14 protein-coding genes are annotated in these 18,090 nt (G+C 71.2%); 3 read left to right on the forward strand and 11 right to left on the reverse strand.

The window, feature by feature from the left end; all coding sequences use genetic code 11:
* Nucleotides 1-124: 124 nt before the first annotated feature.
* The 7 genes from ABT092_RS29505 to ABT092_RS29535 all read right to left on the reverse strand — a co-directional run bounded on the left by ABT092_RS29505 (nucleotide 125) and on the right by ABT092_RS29535 (nucleotide 10,589).
* A complete protein-coding gene (locus ABT092_RS29505) occupies nucleotides 125-1,240 on the reverse strand; it encodes a flavin reductase (protein ID WP_351249296.1) in 1,116 nt (371 codons plus the stop codon).
* Nucleotides 1,241-1,599: 359 nt separating this feature from the next.
* A complete protein-coding gene (locus ABT092_RS29510) occupies nucleotides 1,600-2,718 on the reverse strand; it encodes an acyl-CoA dehydrogenase family protein (RefSeq protein WP_351249298.1) in 1,119 nt (372 codons plus the stop codon).
* 15 nt (nucleotides 2,719-2,733) lie between these two features.
* Complete coding sequence (locus ABT092_RS29515) at nucleotides 2,734-3,588, reverse strand: alpha/beta fold hydrolase (RefSeq protein WP_351249300.1); 855 nt, start codon at nucleotides 3,586-3,588, stop codon at nucleotides 2,734-2,736.
* Between the two features lie 35 nt (nucleotides 3,589-3,623).
* Complete coding sequence (locus ABT092_RS29520; RefSeq protein ID WP_351249302.1) at nucleotides 3,624-4,715, reverse strand: DUF3419 family protein; 1,092 nt, start codon at nucleotides 4,713-4,715, stop codon at nucleotides 3,624-3,626.
* Between the two features lie 143 nt (nucleotides 4,716-4,858).
* Entirely contained in the window at nucleotides 4,859-7,477 is a 2,619-nt protein-coding gene (locus tag ABT092_RS29525) for an aminotransferase class III-fold pyridoxal phosphate-dependent enzyme (protein WP_351249304.1), read from the reverse strand.
* Nucleotides 7,478-7,494: 17 nt separating this feature from the next.
* Nucleotides 7,495-8,538, reverse strand: a complete 1,044-nt coding sequence (locus tag ABT092_RS29530) for a 3-oxoacyl-[acyl-carrier-protein] synthase III C-terminal domain-containing protein (protein WP_351249306.1) — start codon at nucleotides 8,536-8,538, stop codon at nucleotides 7,495-7,497.
* On the reverse strand, nucleotides 8,535-10,589 hold the full coding sequence (locus tag ABT092_RS29535) for an AMP-binding protein (RefSeq protein WP_351249308.1): 2,055 nt from the start codon (nucleotides 10,587-10,589) through the stop codon (nucleotides 8,535-8,537). The genes ABT092_RS29530 and ABT092_RS29535 overlap by 4 nt, the downstream gene beginning before the upstream one ends.
* Nucleotides 10,590-11,420: 831 nt before the next feature.
* On the opposite strand from ABT092_RS29535, the gene ABT092_RS29540 reads away from it, so the two are divergent.
* From ABT092_RS29540 to ABT092_RS29550, 3 genes are all read left to right on the forward strand, one after another.
* Nucleotides 11,421-12,428: a beta-ketoacyl-ACP synthase III gene (locus ABT092_RS29540; protein WP_351249310.1), complete on the forward strand. Its 1,008-nt coding sequence runs from the start codon at nucleotides 11,421-11,423 to the stop codon at nucleotides 12,426-12,428.
* A gap of 66 nt (nucleotides 12,429-12,494) precedes the next feature.
* Entirely contained in the window at nucleotides 12,495-12,737 is a 243-nt protein-coding gene (locus ABT092_RS29545) for an acyl carrier protein (RefSeq protein ID WP_351249312.1), read from the forward strand.
* Nucleotides 12,734-13,960 (forward strand): beta-ketoacyl-[acyl-carrier-protein] synthase family protein, encoded by a 1,227-nt coding sequence (locus tag ABT092_RS29550; RefSeq protein ID WP_351249314.1) that lies wholly within the window; start codon nucleotides 12,734-12,736, stop codon nucleotides 13,958-13,960. The genes ABT092_RS29545 and ABT092_RS29550 overlap by 4 nt, the downstream gene beginning before the upstream one ends.
* Before the next feature lie 82 nt (nucleotides 13,961-14,042).
* Here the strand turns inward: ABT092_RS29550 and ABT092_RS29555 are convergent, their stop codons facing one another.
* From ABT092_RS29555 to mtnA, 4 genes are read right to left on the reverse strand one after another with little or no spacing between them, the layout of a single operon-like run.
* Nucleotides 14,043-14,867 carry an S-methyl-5'-thioadenosine phosphorylase gene (locus ABT092_RS29555; protein ID WP_351249316.1) on the reverse strand — a complete coding sequence of 275 codons (825 nt, stop codon included), beginning with the start codon at nucleotides 14,865-14,867 and terminating at the stop codon, nucleotides 14,043-14,045.
* Complete coding sequence (gene mtnC / locus ABT092_RS29560; RefSeq protein ID WP_351249318.1) at nucleotides 14,864-15,616, reverse strand: acireductone synthase; 753 nt, start codon at nucleotides 15,614-15,616, stop codon at nucleotides 14,864-14,866. Before mtnC ends, ABT092_RS29555 begins: the two co-directional genes overlap by 4 nt.
* The gene (locus ABT092_RS29565; RefSeq protein ID WP_351249320.1) at nucleotides 15,613-16,191 is read right to left on the reverse strand and encodes a 1,2-dihydroxy-3-keto-5-methylthiopentene dioxygenase; all 579 of its coding nucleotides are present in this window, start codon (nucleotides 16,189-16,191) and stop codon (nucleotides 15,613-15,615) included. The genes mtnC and ABT092_RS29565 overlap by 4 nt, the downstream gene beginning before the upstream one ends.
* Nucleotides 16,192-16,219: 28 nt before the next feature.
* Nucleotides 16,220-17,992, reverse strand: coding sequence for an S-methyl-5-thioribose-1-phosphate isomerase (mtnA, locus tag ABT092_RS29570; RefSeq protein WP_351249322.1), 1,773 nt, complete (start codon nucleotides 17,990-17,992; stop codon nucleotides 16,220-16,222).
* Nucleotides 17,993-18,090 lie beyond the last annotated feature (98 nt).

The following is an 18,090-nucleotide window of genomic DNA, read 5'->3' on the forward strand; positions in this document are numbered from 1 at the left end:
CCCCGCGCCCCCGGGGGGCGGGGTTTCTGGGGCGGGCGCGCCCCCACCACCCGGGGCGCCCCCCCCCCCGCCCGGGGGGGGGGGGGGGCGGCCCCCCCCCCCCCCCCCCAACGACGGAGGTCCGTCAGCGGTGGCCGTTCACCAACGCGGACCTGCGGTCGACGGGGAGGTCCGCGGAGAGTTCCACGGGCCGGTGCCAGGTCCGCTGGTAGTGGAGCAGGGGCGTCGCGCCGGAGAGCGTGACGTCCGTCAGCCGACCGACGAGAATGCTGTGGTCGCCCCCCGGCAGGACGTCCTGACGCGTGCAGAGGAATCGGGCCGACACCTCCCGCAGCCCGGGCACCCCGCCTTCCAGCGGCACCAGGCCGGCCTCGGCCTCCGCACGTTCGTGGCGGGCGAACGCCCGTGCCACGTGGGCCTGTTCGTGGGAGAGGACGTTGACGAGGAAGCGGTCGGCCGTGGTGAACACCTCGTGGGTGCTGCCGGACCGGTTGACGCAGACGAGGAGGAGGGGCGGATCGGCGGAGAGGCTGCACACCGCGCTCGCGGTGAAGGCGCGCGGCCTCCCGTCGGCGCTCCGGGTGGTGACCACGGTCACCGGCGCGGCGACCTGTGCCATGGCCTCCCGGAAGGAGTCCCCGGTGACGGTGGCGGCTAAGGGGGGTCCGGCTTCGGCGAGCAGCACGGTGCGCATCCGGTCCGCGATGCTCCGCACCCGGACCTCCCGGGACGCACCCTCCGCCCCGACCGGCCGCAGGGACGCCACGGGTCCGGCCACCAGCTCGGTCCAGGGGACGGCGCGGTCCCCTTCCGCGGCGCCGGCCACGCCGTCCCCCGGGACCACCGTGACCGGGCACCCGAGGCGCGGGGAACGGGTCCGACGGCCGTCGTGGTGCTCTTCGCACCCGGTCGGACCGGCGCCGTCGTCCGGGTCGCACCGGCCGGGGTCCGCGGACGCGAACAGGTGCGCGGGATGCCGGTGGCCGGCCGTCACCAGCGCGAGCGCCCACGCGTATCCGGTTCGGCCGCCCGTGCCGCAGCCGTAGACCGCGTAGGGGGCCCCGTCGAGTTGCCGGACGGTGCGTTCCACCAGGCCGTCGAGGGCCGCACCGGGCTCCGCCCGAAGGGCGCCGGCCGGCACCGCCTCGATGATCTCGACGCCGGGCCCCAACGCGTCCAGGACGGACCGACAGGTGGGGTCCGCCGCATCGTCTTCGCAGGGAACGTACAAGAGCTTCATGAGCGGGTCCGCAACGACAGCCGCATCGACTCGACGACATGGGCTCTGTGGGGATTCACGGCTGGGCTCCTGACTTCCGCGCCGCGCGCGGTTGCGGTGGAGTGGACGGGTCTTCGGGGCTGCCCCCGCTGCTCGGGGTCGCCCGGGGCCGGCTCCCGGCGGTCGCCGTCACGGGCCCGGGGGGGGGGGGGCGGCGCCCCCCCCCCCCCCCCCACGACCGCGACCCCGCCTGCCCGGCCCGTACCGTCATCGGCCGTGGTCGGGAACCGCGCGCTCGCACGGGCCCCGACCGGGCACGACTCCGGCCACGGGAGCGGTCGGGTGCCGGCGGCGCCGGACACCGCGACCGCTCCGACCGGTCACGGCATCACGAGGGGACCGCCCAGGATGAAGCGGTCGAGGGGCTCGGCCATGGCGCTCCGGGCCGGAGGATGGAACGCCAGCGCCCGGGCCGAGGTGCAGTACGTCGTACTGAAGCCGCTGATCATGTACGACGATCCGCCGAGCAGTTCGGTGGCGTGTGCGGCCACCCGCGCGACGGTCCGTTGCGCGGAGTACCGCACGTACAGGGCGCGGGCCACGCCCAGCGGATCGTCGTCCCCCGGCGTCGTCGCCCGTGCCACGGCCTCCAACGAGGCCATGGTGGACTCCAGGTCGCCGACGAGTTCGATCCGCTCCCCGGCCGAGCCGCGCCGCTGGTGCAGCACCGCCTCGACCAGGCCGCTGGCCACCCCGACGTAACTCGCCGACACCATCAACTCGAAGGTGTGGAACACCGTCGCGAGCGCGGAGTTGAGCGTCTGGGGGTCGCCCAGGAACGAGATGTGATCGTCCGGTACGTCGACGTCGGTCAGTACCACCTCGCGCGTCTCGGAACCGGGCAACACCTGCGCGTCCCCCAGCGTCCGGACCTCCATCCCCTCGGTGTCGGCCGGGATGATCGCGAGTGCCATCTCCTTCTCGCCGGTGTCCGGAGAGGTCACCATGACGCTCGCGGTGAGGTAGTCCATCGACTCCGCGAGGCTGCACGGCTTCTTGACGCCGTTGAGGCGCCACCCGTCACCGTGGCGTTCCGCCCTCATCAGAGGCACCAGAACGCTGGCGGCGGGCCGGCCCTCGCCGAACCCGGACGCGAGGTACAGCTTGTTCGCCGCCACGGCACCGAGCAGTTCCTCGGTGGCCGGACACGGAGGCATGGCGAGCACCGTGCAGTGGTGCATGTTCGCGGCCAGGGCCAGTGAGGGACTCCGCGCACCGAGGACCCGCTGAACGTGGAGTCCCTCCGTCAGCGGGGCCTGGAGTCCACCGAGATCCTCCGGCACCATGAGGGCCGGGCCGCCGAATTCCCGGAAGATGCCGAGCCCCGGGGACTTGACCGACTCCAGTTCGGCCACCGGGACGTCGCTGAGCGTTCGGTCAAGTCCGGGAAATAAGCGTTCAGTGGTCGCTAGTTCCTCGACCATGAAGTTGGTGGACACGCTTCAACCCTCTTTTCACGTGGCATCGGGCGACGTTGCGCCGCCATCAACGAATTCAACGATCCGCTCGACGAGCCAGTCCGGCTCGTCGAGCGAAACGAAGGCACGCGAATGCTCCGCAATGGCGACCGAGCCCTGCTCGAAACACGCCGCCAGCTTCTGCCCGTGATCGAACGGGAAAAGGGGATCCTTCCGCGACCACACGACGAGCACGCGTCCCTTGAACCGGTGCAACTCCTCCGCCACCGCCTTGGTGACGTGCGGCCGCAGTCCGTCCATGAGCTTGACGAAGTCCCGCTGCACACCGCGGTTGTTCGGGAGATCGCCCAGCATTTCCGTAATGTGCTCCGCCGGCACCTTGCTGCGCGCCACGAGCATCATGAACATGCGCTTGACGGGGCCCAGCCGCAACAGCCTCCCCAGGACCTGGATGACGCCGGGCAGGCCGACCAGCGGGCGCATCGGGACGAGGAGCTTCGGCGGGCAGTTGTCGAAGGCGTCCGAGGGGAGGAGCACCAACTGCTCGAAGAGCTCGGGAGCGCGCGCGACGGCGATCTGGGAGATCGCCCCTCCGGTGTCGTTGCCCACCAGGACGATGGGGCCCGGGAGTTGTCGGGCCAGCTCGATGACCCGACCGGCGTGCGCTTCCAGGGAGCAGTCCGCGTCCGGTCCCAGCGGTGTGCGGTGTCCGCCCAACGGGATGTCGGGCAGCACCAGGTGGAACCGGTCGCTCAGGCCCGAGACCAGCGGGTCCCACAGGTGTCCGTTGACCATGAGGCCGTGCACGAACAACATGGTCTTTCCCTGTCCGACACGTCGTAAGTCCATCCAGCCGTCGGAAGTCTCCACCCGAGTGGTCTCGATCTGCATTTCGGACACCTTTCTATTCGGGCGGCCCTGCGGGCCTAGCCCTTCACGGTGAGCACCTCGACGTCGTAGACGAACGCCTTGTCGTCATGGGTGAGCGACGAACTGAGCGCCACGTCCCGGAACAGCGTGGAGTGTGCTTCTTCCGGCACTTGGTGTTTGGCCAGGAAGTTCCGGTAGCATACCCGCCCGCCCGGCCTGCCCGCGCGCGCGGTGTGCCGCATGATCTGGTCGAAGCCGTCCTGGTCGATGCAGCTCGTCACATCGGAGAGCGAGAACTTGTCGAGCGAGCCGTCAGGGGCCTTTCGCAAGTACTCGATGAGGTTTTCGGTCACGATCTCGACTTTGGTCGGGGCCGAGCGGATCGCCTCGTAGTTCTCCCGGAGCAGGAAGTGGGGCAACGTCCCCCGGTCCGCGTAGCGTCCCAGGAACGTGAACGCCAGCCAGTGGTTGTCCCGTGCGAGGTGGTTCGTGAAGGTGTGGTGGGTGCGTTCGAGCACGTAGCCGCCCACGGAGCCCACGTCGATCGTGATGCGGTAGCCGGGGTCGTTCAGCACGAACTTCAGCACCCGCTCGGAGAACCCGTACCGGATCAGCGACCGCCACAACACGCCGTCGACCTTCTTGAGGTAGATCGACCGCTGCTCCTCCAGGGTGCGGGCGGAGAACAGGTCGTGCATGGCGCGCCCGTACAGGAGGCGCATGCCCGGGGCGACGACGCGCCGGTAGAACTTCTCGTGCCGCCCCGACATCAGCAGGCCCTGCCGGACCTCCTTGTGGTGCCGGGCGAAGTACCGGTACGCCTCCGGGCTGATCTTGCTCCGGAGTTCGGCGAACAGCCGCAGCCGGTTCGGGCACGGATCTATGCCGAGGAAGGCGAGGAGCGTGTCGTAGTCGAAGTGCCTGATCGCCGCCAACTTCACTTCGAGCAGGTAGTTCTGGCCGGGAGAGGTGTCCACCGACACCACCGACCGCGGTTGGCTCGCGATCAGGCTCAGGGTGCGGCAGCCGCTCCCCGTGACGCTGAGCACGTCCTCGCCGGCCGACACCTCCAGAGCCCGCATCTCGGAGTCCGAGTCCTCGTCGCAGGTGCTGTACAGGATCCACTTCTCGGAGCCCTTCGAGCTCATGGTCACCATCCCCATTCGGCGTGCGGGAGTGTCCTCCCGGGGTGCAGGGTCGAACTGAGCGTCGGTGCCCGACGTCGGCGGGACGTGACTGACCCGCGGACCCGGGCGGTTCGGCGCCCCGGCGGACCGGGGCGCCCCGGCGCTCACGTCACGAAGAAGCCGTCGTTGGCCATGTCCGCCACGCTCAGGTCGAACGCCTTGCTGGTGGCAGCGAGGTCCTCGTCCGTGTGGGCGACGCTGAGCAGGAAGCTGTGCAGCTCCGGCATGTACACCCCGTGCTGCCGCATGTAGTAGGCGAGCGCGATGGTGGCCTTGAAGTTGCTGCCCGCCATCCGCTCGCGGTAGATGCCCGCGGAACGGTGGCTGAAGTTGAGCGAGAAGATCGACCGCTGGGCGTTGATGCGGCAGGAGATGCCGTGCTTGCCGGTGCTCTCCACGAACTCCCGCCGCAACCACTGGGTCTTGGCGTCGAGTTCCTCGTAGAGGTGCTGGTTCTCCCGCAGGTGGGTGAGGACCGCGGTGCCCGCGCGACAGGTCAGCGAGTTGCCGCTGAGGGTGCCGCCGGCGAACGCCTTCTGCTCGTAGTCGCGGAAGGGGTCCTCGGAGCTGCGGCACGTCTCGATCAACTCGGCGCGTCCCGCCACCGCACCGCACGGCAGCCCGCCTCCGATCACCTTGCCCAGGCAGGTGAGGTCCGGTTCGATGCCGGCCAGCGTCTGGGCCCCGCCGTACGCCACCCGGAATCCCGTGACCACCTCGTCGAAGACCAGGGGCACGCCCGTGTCGGTGCACACCGCCCGCAACGCCGTCAGGAAGTCCAGGTCGAAGGTGGTCGTCGAGGACGGCATCGGCTCGCAGATGACGCAGGCGAGTTCGTCGGCCCGCTCGCGCAGCTGCTCCAGGGCGGCGATGTCCCCGTACTGGAGCACCACCGTGTTCTGCACGACGTTCGGGTCCGAACCGAGCGTGCCCGCGATGGGCTGCGGGGCGTGCTTGTCACCGGTGAAGCGGAACCACGAGCTGACCATGCCCTGGTCGGAGAACCCGTGGTAATGGCCCTCGAACTTGACCACGGTCCGGCGCTTGCGGGAGGCCCGGCACAGCCGGATCGCCAGCAGCACCGACTCGGTGCCGGAGTTGCACAGCAGTGCCTTGTCCGCCGACGGGAAGGCGTCGACGAGCAGTTCGGCCAGCTCGATCTCGGGTTGGTTGCCGATCCCGTTCACCAGCCCCGAGGCCACGCCGGAGGTGATCGCCTCGTTGACCACCGGGTGGGAGTACCCCAGGATGTGCGGCCCGTACCCGCCGGAGAGGTCCACGTACTCGTTGCCGTCGACGTCGCGGATCCGGCCGGCCAGGGCGTCCTTGACGAAGATCGGATAGGTGCTGGGGAAGAAGTAGCGGTGGATGTGGGTCGGCGCCACGAGCGACTTGTCCGCCCGGTCCCGCATGTCCAGGGAACCCGGGATCTGCTTCCTGAACTGCAGGTCGAACCGTTCGCGGACGGCCTTGCTCATGTAGGGCGAGAAACGGTCCGTGAACTTCCGGGCGTTGTCCCAGATGTTGATGTCCGGATCGAGTTGGGTGGCGAACCCCTCGCAGGACAGGAAGACGAGTTCGACCTTGGTGAAGCTGGTGGTGTACCGGGCGCCGTACCTGTGCAGGATGTCCCGCACGTCGCGGAAGTAGCTGATGGTCGACCAGCGGTTCGAGAGGGTGTCGAAGTGGCGCTCCAGCGTCGCCACGAGTTCGCCGCGGTACTCCTCCCACCGCGCCCGGAGGTTCTCGGCACCCGTGACGAAGTGGGCGGTGAACCGGTCCACCGCGATGTCCCACTCCTTGCGGGTGCACGCGTAGTAGAAGGACGACAGGCCCCACTTCTCGTCCTCGGTCAGCTCGACGGTGATCCCGTAGTCGAGCAGGATCAGCGCGCCGTCCTGCGAGAACAGGATGTTCCCCGGGTGCGGGTCGCCGTGGGACAGGCCGTGCATGTACAGCATCGTGTAGATGGTGTCCTGGAGGCGTCGGGCCAGTTGCGCCCCCGGGAGACGCACCTCGTGGGCCGAGTTCCCGCGGATGCCCTCCATGAACTCCATGGTGAGCATGCGGGGCGTGACCAGGTCGGGGACCACCCGCGGCACCCGTACGTAGGGGTGGCCGCCGAAGTTGCGGTACACGGCCTTCTGCCGGACCGCTTCCTGGAGCATGTCGGCCTGGGAGCGGAAGAGCGCGGACACCTCGGCGAAGCGCCGGATGCCGTCGGACTCGGCCACCACCGGGAGCACCTTGTCGGCGAGGCGGATGCCCCGGCCCATGAGGCGCAGGTTCTGGTCGATGTGCTCGGCCACGCCCTCCTTCACCAGCTTGACGGCGACCTCCTGGCCGTCCAGCAGCCGGGCCCGATGGACCTGGGCGACCGATCCGGAGGCGACCGGCGCGAGGTCGAACTCGCGGAAGACGCTGTTCATCGGGGCCCGGAGCTCCCGGGTGACGACGGCGCGCGTGGTCGCCGCGTCCATGTGCGGTGCGTCGTCCTGGAGGGTGCGGAGCTTGTCCGCCCACTCCACGGGCACCAGATCGGACCGGGTGGCCAGCAGTTGACCCAGCTTCATGTAGATCGGCCCCGCCTCGACGAGGCAGTCGAGCAGCCGCTCGGCCTCCTCGGCCCGCAGGGACTCACGGGGGGAGCGCAGCCGTGACGCGCCGTATCCGAAGGCGTGTCCCAGAATGGTCCCGGCGGATTTGAATGGATTCCTGGTCATCTTGTCATCGCCCCCGGTCAGTACACGAACGAGAAGGCACTGAAGGACATGCCGGCGCTGCCGACCCAGCCGATCGCGCGGTCGCCGCGGTTCAAGCGCCCTTCGGCGACCGCGGTGGCGATCCCCGTCGGAACCGATGCCGAGACGATGTTCCCGGTGTGGTGGAAGACGTGGAAGATCTGCTCGCCCAGGCCCGCGCCGTCCGCCATCTCCTGCCAGAACCGTTTCGACGAGGCGTGCGTGAACACGGCGGTCGCCTCCTCCTTGGGGGCGTCCAGCTGCTTCAGCACCTCCATGGCCTCGACGCGCGCCGCCTCGTGCAGTTCGAAGCCGAAGGAGGTGAACCGATTGACCCCGTTCCTGGCGACCTTCTCCGAAGGCAGCGAGAAGTCCGCATAGCCCGGCATCGGAATGTTGCACAGCTCCGCCAGGTCCGGTCGCGAGGAGAACGCGAAGGACCACGGTTCGCTCCCCTCGGCGGTGAGGATCGTCGCGGAAGCGGCCTCGCCGAGGGTGTACGCCGGGAAGCTCCAGGTGATCGCGTCGATGTCGCCGAGGGTGAACACCCCCGGGTAAACGGCCCCGCCGGGGCGCATGTTGAACTCGGCGTTGACCAGCATCGCGGTACGGCACGCCCCCGAGGCGAACAGCCCTTCGACGATCTGCAGCGCCCTGGTCCAGCTCATGCAGGCGTCGAGGACGTCGAAGCACTGGGCGCGCTTGATGCCGAGGGCCGCCGCCGCGTGGTACGCCCCGCCCGGTTCGAGGAATCCCCGGCCGATGCCGGTGTAGATGACCACGTCGATGCTCTCGCGTGCCAAGCCCGAATCGTCCAGGGCCTGTTCGGCAGCGCGCACCAGCAGGTCGAGGGGGCGCTCCTCCTCGGTGGCCCACCTGCGCTCCTCCGAACCGGAGTACGAGAGCCAGAAGTTGACCCTGCGGAGCGCTTCGTCGAGGTCTCCCTCGAAGTGGGGTTCGCTGTGCTCGCGAACCAGGTCGATGACGTCGTCGTTGGTGACGCGTCGTGACGGCAACGCCGTGGAAACGGCTGCGATCCTCATCGTCCGGCCTCCGTGGTCGTGGACCGCGCGGGGCCGGCGAGACGGTCCGCCACCAGCGCGGCCAGCGCGTCGATCGATTCCGATTCCCACATCCACTCCGGCGGTAGCCGGAGCCCGCTCCAGTCCTCCAGGCCCTGGTGCAGTTCCAACATGTGCCGGGAGGAGAGCCCGTAGGCGGAGAGCGGTCCCCGCCCGTCCACGAACTCCTGCCCCGCGAGCATCCGCTCGGATATCCAGCCCTCGACGTAGCTGCGGCAGCCGCTGCGGAGCGCATGGGCCGCGGAGGCGGCGGCCGAGGGGGCGGGCCGTGCCGGCCGGCCGGCCGGGGTCTCGTCGGAGGCGCCCGGGGAGGCGTCCGCGCGGGCCCGGACGGCGAGGCGCTCCCGGAGCACCTCGGCCTTGCAGCGGCTCCGCTGGATCTTCCCGCTCGTGGTCACGGGGACGGAACCGGTCTCGGCGATCAGCACGGTGGCCGCGACCTCGTGGTGCCGCCAGACGGCATCGCGGATCGCCACGGCGACCTCCTCGGCGCGGCTCTCGTCGCGGGAGGCGCACTCCGCCACCACCACGACGCCCTCCCGGCCCTTCCCCTCCGTGCCGAAGGCGGTGGCCCGACCGCGGCGCACGGCGGGGTGGCTCTCCTCGGCGGTCCGTTCGATGTCCTGGGGGTAGTGGTTGACGCCGTCGATGATGACCAGGTCCTTGATCCGGCCGCCGATGTAGAGCTGTTCCTCGTGGAAGAAGCCGAGGTCGCCCGTTCGGAGGTACCGCTCGGCGTCCTCGCCCTCGATGCGCGCGCCGAAGGTCTGCTCGCTCTCCTGCGGGCGTCCCCAGTAGCCCCGTGCCACGGTGGGGCCGGCCACCCAGATCTCGCCGGCGTGGCCCTCGGGCAGACGGCGTCGCGTGCTGGGGTCGACGATGGCGACCCGGGTGTCCGGCACCGCCGTTCCGCACGAGACGAGGGGCCGCGTGCCCTCGTCGGAGGGCAGTTCGGTGACGGGGCCGCCCACGGTGATGGGCTCGAAGGTGCCCCAGGACGTCGAGGTGCCCGGAACCTTGTTGGTGACCTTCAGCGTCGCCTCGGCCAGTCCGTAGGACGGGCACAGCGCCTCGGGCTTGAGCCCGTACGCCGCGAACGCCCCGTTGAACCGCCGGTGGGTGTCGAACTGCACGGGCTCGGCGCCGTTTCCGGCCACGACCAGCGAACCGAGGTCGAGGCCCGCCCGCTGCTCTTCGGTCGTGCCGTCGACGCAGAGGTCGTAGGCGAAGTTCGGCGCCCCGGTGTGGGTGCCGTGGTACCGGGAGATCGCCCGCAGCCACCGGATCGGGCGGCGCACGAAGGTGGTCGGCGCCATCAGCACGGAGCTGCATCCCGCGTAGACCGGCAGCAGGATCGCGCTGATCTGCCCGTAGTCGTGGAAGTGCGGCAGCCACGAGACCCATCGGCTCTCGCTGTCGACCTGCCAGGAGCGTGCCGCCTCGGCGCACTGCCGTACGGCGTTGCGGTGGTCGATGACCACGCCCTTGGGGGTGGAAGTGGAGCCGGAGGTGTACTGGAGGTAGGCGACGGCGTCCGGGGAGACCTCGCGCACGGGCGGCGGCGCCGCGTCGCCCGAGGTCGCGTCGGTGGCGAACCAGGGGAGGGACGCCACCCGGGTGCCCTCCTCGAACAGGGACTTCCGTGTCATCCCCGGGGTGGTGGCCAGCACCGCGGTGGCCGCGCAGTCCTGCGCGATCGCCTCCACCGTCGATGCGGTGCGCCGCTGCGGGACGTAGAGGGGCACCGCGACGATCCCCGCGTACAGGCAACCGAAGAACGCGACGACGTAGTCGAGTCCGGCCGGATGGAGGAGGAGTACCCGGTCGCCGGGTTCTGCGATCTTCAGGAGGTGGCCGGCCAGGGCTCCGGCACGGTCATGCAATTCCTTGTGCGTCAGTGTGCCCACAACGTCGAGGTCGCCCTGGAGGAACGTGAATGCCGGCTCCTGCGAGTCGCTTTGGGCGCGTTCCCGTTGTATGTGTACGAAGTCGGTTTCCGATACGGATTCCACTTGGTTACCTCATTCTGAGGGCGACGAGTGAATACGTCTGCTGGCTGTCATCAGCCGGACGCCGGCTTATGCGGAATCGAATGGACGCGAAGGGAGGCGGACCGAGGGGGATCTGTGGGGGTGCTGTTCGGGCGCGGCGCTTCCTTCCGGCCCATCGGGATGGGCTGTGGCGGCGCCACCACTGGATCTACGAGACTGCCACCCCCGTCCAGCACGGGCAATGACAGAACCCTGAAAGGGCTTCCCGGTCGCCTTCCGGATGGTGGAAGGCGACCCCGTCGGGCGCCGGGGATCGGGCGGGCGGGCCGTGGTGAACCGGAACGCTTTGACCTGCGAGTTTCCTCTCGAATCGGGCCCGCGGGCCGTCGAAGGCTGCGGTCGGGACGCTATCGGCGATAGCGGGCCGCTCGCGTCGGGCAATGATTCTTTGGATCGTCGGACCTTTTTCATTCGGAATGAGAGAATCCGGTGGAGGGCATTCCGGAGCGATCTCGCATCCCGCTCGCTGCTATCGCGAAGTCAAAAGGTTTGGTCGGTGGGGATTTCCTTCATCCCGAAGGGTGGAGTGGGAGTTTTCCGACTCCTGTCCTTGATCGCGCGCCATGAACGGTGGCAGGCTCATCGCACTTGAGTTCGCGTCGATCCCCACCTCGGCGGGCCGGGGAAGGGGACGCCGCTCCCGCCGCCCCGGGATTCTCCAGGGGAATGCCGGCCCCCTCCGGCCGGCGGGCCGGAAGCCATTGCCTCCCCCAAGACGACCCCGGCCCCCGCCGGTGCTGCTCCCCGGCCTTCCTCCCTCGTCGACCCCCAGCGCCCCCGGAGTCATCAGGCATGACGTACGCACCCCCCCGTGCCGCCGTTCTGGCCGGCATCGGTTCCTGGCTGCCGCCCGACGTACTGACCAACGCACAACTGGAGGCCGAACTCGACACCAGCGACGAGTGGATCCGCACCCGCACCGGCATCGCCAGCCGCCACCGCGTCCTGCCCGGCACGTCCACCTCGGAGCTCGCCGTCGAGGCCGGCCGGCGCGCGCTGAAGTCCTCGCAGCGCGATGCGGTCGACGCGGTGGTGCTGGCGACGTCCACACCGGACGAGCTCTGTCCCGCCACGGCGCCGGACGTGGCCTCCCGGCTGGGCCTGGGCCAGGTGGCCGCCTTCGACGTCTCCGCCGTCTGCGCGGGGTTCGTCTACGGCCTGGGCACCGCCGCCGGCCTCATCGCCGCGGGCATCGCCGAACGGGTGCTGCTGATCGGGGCCGAGGCGTTCACCTCCCTCGTCGATCCGGGGGACCGCACCACGGCCGCCATCTTCGGCGACGGCGCCGGCGCCGTCGTCCTGCGGGCCGGCGACGTCGACGAGCCGGGCGCGATCCGGTCCCTGGTCCTGGGCAGCGACGGCCGCGGGAACCACCTCCTGAACGTTCCGGCCGGCGGCGCCCGCCAGCGGGAGCAGACCGAAACGGCCTCCCGGTTCCTGCAGTTGCAGGGACGGGAGATCTTCCGCCATGCCGTGCGACACATGGGGGCCTCCTGCCGCGAGGCCACCGCCCGAGCCGGCTGGGAACTCTCCGACGTCGACCGGTTGGTCGCCCACCAGGCCAACGCCCGCATCACCAAGTCGCTGGGGGACGCCCTGGGCGTGCCACCCGGGAAGCGGGCCTCCAACATCGAGCGCGTGGGCAACACCGCCGCGGCCTCGGTACCGGTGCTGCTCGACGAGGACAACTCCTCCGGTGCCCTGACCGAGGGCCAGCGGGTGCTCATCACCGCCTTCGGCGGTGGACTCGCCTGGGGCGCCGCCACGCTCGTCTGGCCCGTACTGCACAGCGTCGCCTGAGACGCCGAGGGCCGCCCCGACCGGCCGTTTCCACGGATCCTCCGTCACGGAGGGCAAGGAGCTGACATGAACGGATTCAACGAGCTCAAGACGATCCTGATCCAGGAACTCAAGGTCGCCCCGGAGATGGTGCGCCCGGACGCCACCTTGGAGGACGTCGAGTTCGACTCGCTCACCCTGGTGGAGCTGACCGTCATCCTCGAACGCGACCTCGGCGTGGACATCGAGGACCACGAGCTACGCGATCAGGCCACCTTGGCGGACATGGGCCGGCTGGTGGAGGACCGGGTAGCCCAGGGCGCGGCATGACGCTCCCGACCGACGTCGCGGTCACCGGGCTCGGGCTCGTCACACCGGCCGGGATCGGGGTCGAGCGCAACTGGACCGTGCTGTGCGAAGCACGCGGGACCGCCGCCGCACCCGACCCCGAACTGAGGGGCATGCCGGTCGACCTCGCGTGCCGGGTCCCGGACTTCGACGCCGAGGGGCTGCTGGGCGCCCGGCGGGCCCACCGCCTCGACCGCTTCGTCCAGTTCGCGCTGGTCGCCGCCGAGGAGGCGCTGGCCGACGCCGGCCTGGACCGCACCCGTTGGGACGGCGCCAGGGTGGGGGTGGTGTTGGGCAGCGCCGCGGGCGGCCTCCACACCTACGAGCGGCAGCACGAGGTGCTGCTCCACCAGAAGCCGCAACGCGTCACCCCCCTTCTGCTGGCCATGTACCTGCCGAACATGCTGGCCGGGCAGGTGGCGATCGCCGTCGATGCACAGGGCCCGAACATGGTCGTGGCCACGGCGTGCGCCTCCGGGAGCACGGCCGTGGCGACCGCCTGCGACCTGCTCGCGCTCGGGCGCTGCGACGTCGTGCTGGCCGGGGGCAGCGACGCGATGATCACGCCGCTGGCCATGTCCGGATTCGCCACCATGGGGGCGCTCTCCCGGCGCACCGAGGACCCCGCCGGGGCCTCACGCCCCTTCGACCGCGACCGGGACGGTTTCGTCGCGGGGGAGGGCGCCGGGCTGCTGGTACTGGAACGCGCCGCCGACGCCCGCGCCCGCGGCGCCCGGGCCCGGGCCCGGATCGTCGGGCACGGCACCACCGCGGACGCCCACCACATCACCGCACCGCACCCCGACGGCCGCGGCCTGGAACGGGCCGTGCACCAGGCCCTCGCCGGGGCCGGGGCCGCTCCGGGCGACGTGTCCTACGTCAATGCGCACGGCACCTCGACCCCGCTCAACGACCTGGTCGAGGCAAGGGTCCTGCACCGGGCCCTGCCCCACGGCCCGCCGGTGAGCTCCACCAAGGGGGTCACCGGACACCTCCTCGGGGCGGCCGGAGCGATCGAGGCCGCCTACACCGTGCTCGCCGTCGAGAAGGGCCTCGTCCCCCCGACGGCCAATCTCGCCCACCGGGACGCGGAGATGGACATCGACGTGGTCGCGACCCCCACCCCGCACCGCATCGAACTGGCCCTGAGCAACTCCATGGGCTTCGGCGGCCAGAACGCGGTGCTCGCACTCGGCCGGGCCTGACGGCGCGACAACCCCACGGACGGGCGTGGCCTTCGGCGACCGCACCAGCGGTTGCCGAAGGCCACGCCCGTCGGTCGTCGCCTCACTCGGTGAGGAAGGGCGCCTCCACCCCGTCCAGCGCGCGGGCGCAACGGCACGAGCGCTGCTCGGGCAGTTCCACCACGGTGCGCAGGATCAGATCGCGCAGCCCTCCGACGCTCCGTGAGAAGACGCGGTACACCTCCTCCTGCGACACGCTCTCCTCGGCGTCGATGCCCGCGTCCAGATCGGTCACCAGCGCCACCGACGTGTAGCACAGCGCCAGTTCCCGGGCGAGGGCTGCCTCGGGCATGCCGGTCATGTTCACGAGGGACCAGCCCGCCGCCGCGTACCACTGCGACTCGGCGCGGCTGGAGAAGCGCGGGCCCTCGATCACCACCATCGTCCCCCCGTCGACGGGGGCCGCGGCGCCGCCCTCCGCGCCGGCCTTCAGCACCGCGGCCCGGCCGGTGTCGCAGTAGGGGTCCGCGAAGGACACGTGCGAGACGACGTCGTCGAAGTAGGTCGACGGCCGGCCCGCCGTCCGGTCCACCACCTGATCCGGCACGACGAGGGTGCCCGGCCCCAGCTCGCGGCGGAGCGACCCCACCGCGCAGGGGGCGATCACCTGCCGCACGCCGAGGGAGCGCAGCGCCCACAGGTTCGCGCGGTAGTTGATGCGGTGCGGCGGCAGCGCGTGGGTGCGACCGTGCCGCGGGAGGAACGCGACCCGCCGGCCGTCCACCGTACCGACCGTCAAGGCGTCGGACGGGTCGCCGTACGGGGTGCTCACCGTGAGCTCAGTGGCGTCGGACAGCAGCGAGTACAGCCCGGTGCTGCCGATCACTCCGATGTCGGCGTGCGGGACGCCGTCCTGTGTGGCGTTCATGCGAAGGGCACCTCTCCGAGAGTCCCGTCAGGGGTGGGGGCGTGGGCCGGCCGCAGGCTCAGTGCGTCCAGGTCCGGCACCGTGATGTGATCGGGCACCAGGGGCCCGCGCGGGTCGTTCTCCCTGCGCACGCCGATGCTGCGCCAGCCCGCCCGGGCCGCGGCGTCGAGTTCGGCCCCGACGTCGCTGAGGAAGACGCAGGACGCTGCCGGAGCGCCGACCAGGCCCGCGATCCGCCGGTAGGACTCGGGATCGCCCTTGGGCCCCGCGTTCTCCAGGTCGAAGCGGTCGCCGAACAGCACCGACAGGTCTCCGTGGGCGGTGTGCCGGAACCAGTCCAACTGGGCCGCCGCGGAACCCGACGAGTACGTGTGGACGCGGATCCCGTCCGCCCGCCACCGGCGCAACGCCGCCGGCACCTCCGGGTACACGTGCCCGTGCAGGGAACCGTCGGCGTACCCCTCGGCCCAGATCCACCCCTGGAGCCGCTTCAGCGGAGCGGCCTTGACGTCCTGGTCCGCCCAGGCGGCCAGCGCCGCCTGGGCGCCCGCCGCGTCGAGTTCGGGGCGTCCCGACTCCCGGCGGACGTCGGCCAGCAGCTCCGCCAGCCGCGGGTCGGCCGCGTGGTCGTGCAACCAGCCCGACAGCCGGCGCCGGGCGTAGGGGAACAGCACGTCCCGCACGTGCGACAGGGAGCCGATGGTGCCCTCGATGTCGAGCGCCACCACCTCCGCACGGAGATCGATCACCGGTCGGCTTCCGTCAGCTCGTCCAGCCGGGGGAACCGGTCGGCGATCGGGGTGCCGGTGAAGTCCCCCACCCAACCGTCCTCCTCCTGGAAGAACCGGATGGCCGCGAAGTCGGGCTGCGGGCCCATGTCGAACCAGTGGCGGACGCCCGCGGGCACCGACAACAGGTCACCGGCTTCGCACAGCACGGCGTGGACGCGGTCGTCGAGGTGGAGGGTGAACAGACCGCGGCCGTGGGCGAAGAAGCGGACCTCGTCCTCACCGTGCCGGTGCTCCGCCAGGAACGTCGAACGGGCCTTGGCCGCCCGCTCCCGCCACTCCTCGGTCGGGGTCGGATGCAGCCGGGCGATGTCCACCAGCGTCATGGCGTCGCGTTCGCACACCTCCTCGATCTCGTCGCGGTACAGGTCCAACAGGGCCTGGTCGTCCAAGGCTGGCACGTCCTCGGTCCGCAGCGGCCAGTGCCGGAGGACGACTCCGTGGGCACCGAGTGCGGCGCCGATGCGTTCGGGGTCGCGGGTGCGCAGGAGCACCTGCTCCGGTGCGTCGTCCGGCATGATCTGCAAGAGGGTCAAGGCAATGGTCCTTTCCTGAACCGGGGGATCACGCGGCCGGTCGGGCCGGGTCCGGCCCGCCGTCGAGCAGCAGCAGATGGCACATGGCCTCGACGCACTCCAGGCGGTTGAGCGCCTGTTCCAGGTCGCGGCCCCAGACGGTCACTCCGTGGTCGGCGATCAGGAGCGCCGGCGGTGGCTCGGGGCAGTCGGCCAGGTGGGCGGCCACGTCGTCGGCGATGCGGGGGACGTCCGGCCAGTTGGGGAAGACGGGCAGGGAGGTGTGGGTGGCGTCGGCGAGGCCGAGGCCCTTCAGCAACTCGAAGTCCCACAGCGGCAACCTGGTGAGCCGGTCCCGGGCTCCGACCCGCCGGGCGAGGGCGGTGGCGTACGGCGAGTGCACGTGCACGACCGCCTGCGCGTCGGAGCACCGGTAGACGGCCGCGTGGATGGAGGTCTCGGCGGACGGACGCGGTCCGCCCCCGGCCGTCCGGACGGCCCGGCCGGTGTCGGCGTCGACGAGCACCGTGTCCGACGGTCCGAGGGCGCCCTTGCCCAGGCCGCTGCCGGTGATGAGGGCGCGGGAGCCCGGGCCGGGGAGCCGCACCGAGAGGTTGCCGGACGTCCCCGGCATCCAGCCCCGCCGGTACAGGACGCGGCAGTGGTCGGCGAGCGCTTCGGCCGCACGGGTGCCGTGTTCGGCCGCCGCGTCGCTGCCGCCCGGCGCCTCGGCCGCCGCTCCGCCCCGTGCCGGCCTCACCACGCGTTCTTCGGTGACCAGCGCGGTGATCAGTTCACGGGGGGTGATGTCGAAGGCCGGGTTGAACACCCGTGCACCGGCGGGCGCGACCTTGACGCCCGCCAGCGTCGTGACCTCTTCCGCACCGCGTTCCTCGACCACGATCCCGGACCCGTCGGGCAGTTCCGGATCCCACGAGGACTCCGGAGCCACCACGACGAAGGGAATGCCGTGCCGGGCCGCGGCCACGGCCAGTGCGTACGTGCCGATCTTGTTGGCCGTGTCGCCGTTCACGGCGATGCGGTCGGCGCCCACCAGCACGCAGTCCACCATGCCCCGCGACATGGCCGCCGCGGCCGCGGAGTCGGGGCACAGCCGGTAGGCCACGCCCGCCTCCTGCAACTCCCAGGCGGTGAGCCGGGCTCCCTGGAGGAGCGGTCGGGTCTCGTCCACCAGCACTTCGGCGATCCGGCCGCGGTCCGCGAGTTCCAGGATGGTTCCGAGCGCGGTGCCGACCGCCGCCGTGGCCAGACGGCCCGTGTTGCAGTGGGTGAGCACGCGCAGGGGGCGGTCGGGGAGCAGCGAGGTCACCAGATCCGCGGCGCTGACGGCGGCCGTGCGGTTCGTGGCGATGTCGTCGCCGATCGCCTCCAGCGCCGCGTGCAGCACCGCGTCCGGTCCGTCCGGCAACCGTTCCACCACGCGGGAGACGGCCCAGGCCAGGTTGACCGCAGTGGGCCGGGCCGCCGCGATCCGCTCGGCGTCGGCGCGGACCGCCGCGAGGTCGGTGGTGCCCTCGTCCGTGGTGTGCAGGCGTGCGGAGAGCGCCACGCCGAGTGCGCCGGCCAGACCGATCGCCGGAGCACCGCGCACCGCCAGTGAACGGATGGCGTCGATCAACTCGTCCACGGTCCTCAGGCGCAGCCACCGGATCTCGTGCGGCAGCGCTCGTTGGTCGATGACGACGACGGCTCCGTCGACCCAGGCGAGCGAGGCGGCGGCGCCCGGCCGGTGCTCCGTGCCGGTGGCGGTGGACGCTTCGGGGCCGACCCCGGGGTCCGTCGGGGCGGAACGGGTTGTCATGGTTCTCCGTAAGTTGTTAGGCGGCCCGGGAGGGCCGGGTGTGGCTTATGGTTCTCTGCCTTCAGTGGCTTCGAAGGAGTGGCCGCCCGGCTCTCCGG

Origin of the sequence: Streptomyces sp. NPDC002490 (genome assembly GCF_040296045.1) — a bacterium.
GTDB lineage: Bacteria > Actinomycetota > Actinomycetes > Streptomycetales > Streptomycetaceae > Streptomyces.